The organism is Pararcticibacter amylolyticus (genome assembly GCF_003130405.1).
GTDB lineage: Bacteria > Bacteroidota > Bacteroidia > Sphingobacteriales > Sphingobacteriaceae > Arcticibacter > Arcticibacter amylolyticus.
This window is the reverse complement of the sequence record NZ_QEAS01000013.1, coordinates 59,979-64,980: the sequence shown is the minus strand read 5'-3', so window position 1 is coordinate 64,980 and position 5,002 is coordinate 59,979. Positions and strand designations below refer to the sequence as shown.

5 protein-coding genes are annotated in these 5,002 nt (G+C 43.8%); 1 reads left to right on the top strand and 4 read right to left on the bottom strand.

Annotated elements, in window-relative coordinates; genetic code table 11:
* Position 1: 1 nt before the first annotated feature.
* The 4 genes from DDR33_RS16025 to DDR33_RS16010 all read right to left on the bottom strand — a co-directional run bounded on the left by DDR33_RS16025 (position 2) and on the right by DDR33_RS16010 (position 3,131).
* The gene (locus DDR33_RS16025) at positions 2 to 832 is read right to left on the bottom strand and encodes a prephenate dehydratase (protein WP_109416821.1); all 831 of its coding nucleotides are present in this window, start codon (positions 830 to 832) and stop codon (positions 2 to 4) included.
* A 376-nt stretch (positions 833 to 1,208) separates the two neighbouring features.
* Positions 1,209 to 1,778 (bottom strand): Crp/Fnr family transcriptional regulator, encoded by a 570-nt coding sequence (locus tag DDR33_RS16020; protein ID WP_109416820.1) that lies wholly within the window; start codon positions 1,776 to 1,778, stop codon positions 1,209 to 1,211.
* A gap of 1 nt (position 1,779) precedes the next feature.
* Complete coding sequence (locus DDR33_RS16015; protein WP_109416930.1) at positions 1,780 to 2,589, bottom strand: oxidoreductase; 810 nt, start codon at positions 2,587 to 2,589, stop codon at positions 1,780 to 1,782.
* A 152-nt stretch (positions 2,590 to 2,741) separates the two neighbouring features.
* The gene (locus DDR33_RS16010) at positions 2,742 to 3,131 is read right to left on the bottom strand and encodes a DUF1398 domain-containing protein (protein ID WP_109416819.1); all 390 of its coding nucleotides are present in this window, start codon (positions 3,129 to 3,131) and stop codon (positions 2,742 to 2,744) included.
* Between the two features lie 193 nt (positions 3,132 to 3,324).
* On the opposite strand from DDR33_RS16010, the gene DDR33_RS16005 reads away from it, so the two are divergent.
* Positions 3,325 to 4,728, top strand: coding sequence for an NAD-dependent succinate-semialdehyde dehydrogenase (locus DDR33_RS16005; RefSeq protein ID WP_109416818.1), 1,404 nt, complete (start codon positions 3,325 to 3,327; stop codon positions 4,726 to 4,728).
* Positions 4,729 to 5,002 lie beyond the last annotated feature (274 nt).

Below are 5,002 nucleotides of genomic sequence, written 5' to 3'. Positions count from 1 at the left end.
CCTAAACCCTCTCATTCTTAAGATATTCCCCCATCAGCGTGAAATTCACCGTATGGCGTAGTACCCGGCTGATAGCCTGCTGATATAAAGATGCGTCTTCCCATTCTATATCAACATAAAAATTGTATTCATTCCTTCTTCCGAGAACCGGCATCGACTGGATCTTTGTCAGGTTCACCTGGTGTCCCGCAAAAATATTCAGCACATTTGCCAGAGATCCAACTTCGTTGGTCGTTTGGAATGACAGCGAAGCCTTATTCGCATTCGGAATATCCGTTTCCTTATGATCAGTAAGGATCAGAAACCTCGTGTAATTCTTTTTATTCGATTCGATCCGGCGTTCCAGGATCTCCAGGTCGTACGTTCGTGCAGCAAGCTGGTTGGCAATTGCCACAGTATCCGTCAGCTGCTCATCGCGTATCCGCTTGGCACAAGCCGCCGTATCGGTACTCTCCTTCACGTTCAGATAAGGGTACTCATCGAAGAAATCAATACACTGCCGTATTGCTATGGGATGCGATTCCACATTTTTGATCTGCTCAAACTTTACCCCCGGCAGTGCCAGCAGGTGAAGCTGAATTCTCAGGTAAACCTCCCCGATAATGGAGTATCTGTAGTCGCGTAGCAGGGCATAGTTAGGAAGAAGACTGCCTGCAATCGAATTTTCAATTGCCATCACCACGTAATCCGCCTTTTTGGCCTTCAAAGCCTCACAGGTTTGCTTAAACGAGTTACATTCTATAGTTTCAATGTCTTCCCCAAAAAACTTGAAGGCCGCTTCCTCGTGGAAAGAGGCTTTAATTCCCTGTATTGCTACTCTTTTTTTGTCCATGATTCAAAAAAAAAGTCCCGGCCTTTTGCGCCGGGACTTTATATATTAGTTCTTTAGTCAAAACATATCAGTCCCGGCTTTTACCTAAAGTAGTAAAAGTAACCGAACCAATATGAGTTGAATTTTGTCATTCTTTTTTGATTAAGCCAAATATACGCGTATATTTTTATGTGTCAATAGGAAAACGAAAAAAATGCGTTCACTTTAAATTCGTAAGTGTCAGGGAGAACGTCGGTGTCACAAATCAGCTTTGTGTTGCCAAGCTGATTTTCTTAAAGTTTTAGCATCAATATCTTTAGCTGTGAAAATAGCGGATAAATCCTGTATTTCAATCTTCCGGTCTCCGCTTTCAACAGGAATGCCATTGGACACGTTCTCAGCAAATGCTTTTTCTAATCCGGCTCAGGGACGATTGCGTAACCCCCAGGTAAGATGCCAGGTAGGAAAGTGGGATGCGATTGACCAATTGCGGGTATGTTTCCATAAATGCCAGATAACGGGTGGTGGCATCTTCAGAAACCAGTGGACTGCGCCTTTCAATTTTTTGGATCAGAGATTTTTTGATGATTTTGTTTATTATACTTTCCCAGCCTACTATGGTATCGGAAATGTCCTCCCAATCACGCCTGGAAAAAATAATGAGTTTACAGTTTGTAACGGCCTGAACATATTCAGAGGAAGGGATTTTGTTCTCAAAACTGTGCAGATCTACGACAAAATTATTCTCATCGATGAAATATTTGGTAACGTCGCCGCCCTTGTTGTCGTAGTAACATACCCGGAGGATACCTTCCAGAATAAACCCGACTTGTTTTGCAATCTTTCCTGCCTCCGAAAAATAATCGTCCTTATTAAAGCTCAATTCCCTTCCTTTTTTCGTTATGAAGTCGATCTGTTGCGGGTTTAGGTTTCCAAACTGCAGCAGATAGTTAATTACTGTTTCCATATTATTTCATCTGGCTCATCACCAATTTGTCGAATATTCTGTCTGATAGTATGGTTTTCAAAAATAACATAAATTTAGCGCCTGAAGCTCCTGCGTATCTCGTTCTCGGACATTTGGCCTCGATACCCTTTTTTATGAGCTTGGCAATTACAATCGGATCAGATGCGTTTTTCTCAGTCGCCGCATACATTTTACTGATCCCTTTTGCCAAATGGCCATATGCTGTTTCGCCCGAGATACGGTTTAGATATTCCGTTCCCAACCCTGTCATTTCAGATTTTGTTCCGCCCGGTTCGATTACGATGACATCAATGCCAAACTGTTTAACTTCTTTTCGAAGCGCATCACTCAATCCCTCAATGGCAAATTTACTCGCGTGGTACCAAACGCCCATTGGCAATGTCACTTTGCCGCCAATTGATGAGATATTTACGATCTTGCCGTATTTGTTTGCACGCATGGTTGGCAAAACCAATTGCATCAGGCGGGCTGCGGAAAAAACGTTCACGTCGAATTGGTATTTTGCATCAGACATCGGCATGTCTTCCAATGCTCCATAATAACCCGAACCGGCATTGTTGATCAAAATATCTATTCGGCCTGCTTCTGCCAGAATTTGTTCCACGCAGGCCACAAGGCTGTCTTCTTTGGCAACATCCAAAAACAGGGGTTTGATACCGAAGTTTTTCAACTCTTCCATTCTTTCCACCCTGCGTGCGGCGGCGTACACATTATACCCATTTTGTGCCAAAAAAATTGCGGTTGTTTTGCCAATACCAGATGATGCTCCGGTAATCAATACAGTTTTCATTTTTATTCTTTTATTAACCCCGCAAAGGTTGCCCATTTAAAAATCAAAATATTTGTCATATGGCAAAAAGCGATTTCAACGGACAGAATCTTCTCCAACATCGTGTATTATGAAAGGCCTGCCTGATACTGATCAAGAGATGACGGTATATTTTACTGAGGAATCTCCTCCACCAGCACCGCATTGCCAGCCTTGTCAAAATACGTGCATGTCATTTCCTCCATGTTAATCTCCCATTTAACAATACCTGTAGCCGCGCACATCCTGATGAACGCCAGGTAGTCCGTTTTGCCTTCCTGGTGCGCCTTCAATTCGCTTTTAAACTGTTCCATGTCGGGTACATCTGCAATCACCAGCGGATCATATTTAGCAGGCATCGTCGCCGTATGGCCATCGCCGCCGTGGTAGTCAAGATGCCCGTCGCTCACATAAGCTTCGTAATGAGTGACGCCTAAAGCTTTAATATCCCTGATATAGGCCGGAAAATCAGCTCCTGATTTTACTTTACTGTGCGCTGCCGTAATTTGTTCCGCCGTAAACATCGTTTTAGATTTAACTGTTTATTGATTAGTTGAAATATAGGCAATTATCGTGAATTATACGGAAGAAAGAAATGAAATTACCATGATGTCGTAATAGCATTTAGATGACATTATTTTCTAACTTCTGCAGAGGAATTTTGTTTCGTTTTTACACACGTCTATAAATGCGTGCGTGCTTAAATAACTAAATAGTATGGAAACACTAGGAAAAGTTTCACCTGTCAAAACAGTTAACCCTTTTAATAATGAATTAGTAAAAGAGTTCGGCGTGATGTCTGATGCGGAAGTAGATAGCCTGATCGCTAAAGCAAACAAGGCCTTCCAGACCTGGAGGACGACACCTTTTTCTACCCGGACGGGGTTATTGCACAAGGTTGCGAGTATATTACGTGAACGAAAGGAGGAACTGGGAAAATTGGCTACCCTGGAGATGGGCAAGCGCTTAAGCGAGAGCATTGGCGAAGTAGAACTCAGCGCGAACATTTTTGACTACTATGCTGATAACGGCGAAGCGTTTTTGGCCGACAAACCATTGGACACTCCCATTGGTTCTGCATTTATCAGTTACGAGCCTTTGGGCGTTTTATTGAGTATTCAGCCCTGGAACTTCCCGTTTTACCAGATCACCCGTAATGTTGCCCCCAATATTGTTGCAGGTAATACGGTTTTATTGAAACATGCTTCTAATGTGCCCCAATGTGCTAAAATCATGGAAGATATTTTCCTTGAAGCTGGCGCCCCCGAAGGTGTGTATACAAACCTTTTCGTACCTGGAAGCGGTATGGAGCGCATTGTCGCAGACGAACGTGTAAAGGCCGTTGCCCTTACCGGCAGCGAACCTGCAGGATCCAGTATTGCTGCAGCCGCCGGTAAATATATCAAAAAGAGTACCCTGGAACTAGGTGGGAGTGATGCTTTTATTGTGCTTGACGATGTAGACGTAGACCAGATAGCCGATATTGCCGTTACCAGCAGGATGTGGAATGCGGGCCAGGTATGTACCTCGGCAAAACGGGTTATCGTACACGAAAAAATAGCTGAGAAATTCCTGGAGAGGGTAAAAACTAAATTTGCCTCTCTTAAAGTAGGCGATCCCCTGGATCCTTCCACAGATGTGGCTCCGCTGAGCAGTGAAAAGGCAGTGAAAGACGTGATCAAACAAGTGGAAACCGCCGTTAAGGAAGGTGCTCAGTTATTAGCCGGAGGAAAGCGGATCAACCGCCCAGGGGCGTTTATGGAACCCACGCTGCTAACAGGTATTACGCCCGGAATGGAAGCCTATTCGGAGGAAGTATTCGGACCAGTGTTTATGTTCTATGTGGTAGAGAACGATGAGGAAGCAGTAAAACTAGCAAATGACACGAAATTCGGGCTGGGTGGAAGCGTCTTTGCTAAGGATACCGAACGAGCGCTTCGTATTGCCAGGCAGATTGACACCGGAATGGTGTACATCAACCATTTCACAGGGATCACTCCGGAACTGCCATTCGGTGGTACCAAAAATTCGGGTTACGGACGGGAACAATCGCCTTTAGGAATCTACGAATTTGTGAATCCCAAACTTATCCGTACTTCCGAGCCGGGAAATCCTTATTAAGAACTTGCCTTTTAAATAAAAAAGCCACTTGTCTGAATACAGACAGGTGGCTTTTTTTATAAAGCCGTTTTATCGACTACCTGAAGTTTGATCATGGGCATTTCGTTAAGCCTGACCACCATGTATTACAAAGTTTCGTTAGTTAAAAGAGCCTGAATTCCATTGCTTATTACCGTATAGTGGTGGAGGCGAACAATGGAGATTGTTTGTAATTAGTGTGAGAGCAAAAAAATAAATAGTATTCCCCGGTCTGGCCCCCGAGCGTATTCCTAAG

Excerpts from the sequence above, each read along its gene's own strand:
- DDR33_RS16025 (WP_109416821.1), bottom strand. The coding sequence starts at position 832 with ATGGACAAAAAAAGAGTAGCAATACAGGGAATTAAAGCCTCTTTCCAC.
- DDR33_RS16005 (WP_109416818.1), top strand. The coding sequence starts at position 3,325 with ATGGAAACACTAGGAAAAGTTTCACCTGTCAAAACAGTTAACCCTTTT.
- DDR33_RS16015 (WP_109416930.1), bottom strand. The coding sequence starts at position 2,589 with ATGAAAACTGTATTGATTACCGGAGCATCATCTGGTATTGGCAAAACA.
- DDR33_RS16010 (WP_109416819.1), bottom strand. The coding sequence starts at position 3,131 with ATGTTTACGGCGGAACAAATTACGGCAGCGCACAGTAAAGTAAAATCA.
- DDR33_RS16020 (WP_109416820.1), bottom strand. The coding sequence starts at position 1,778 with ATGGAAACAGTAATTAACTATCTGCTGCAGTTTGGAAACCTAAACCCG.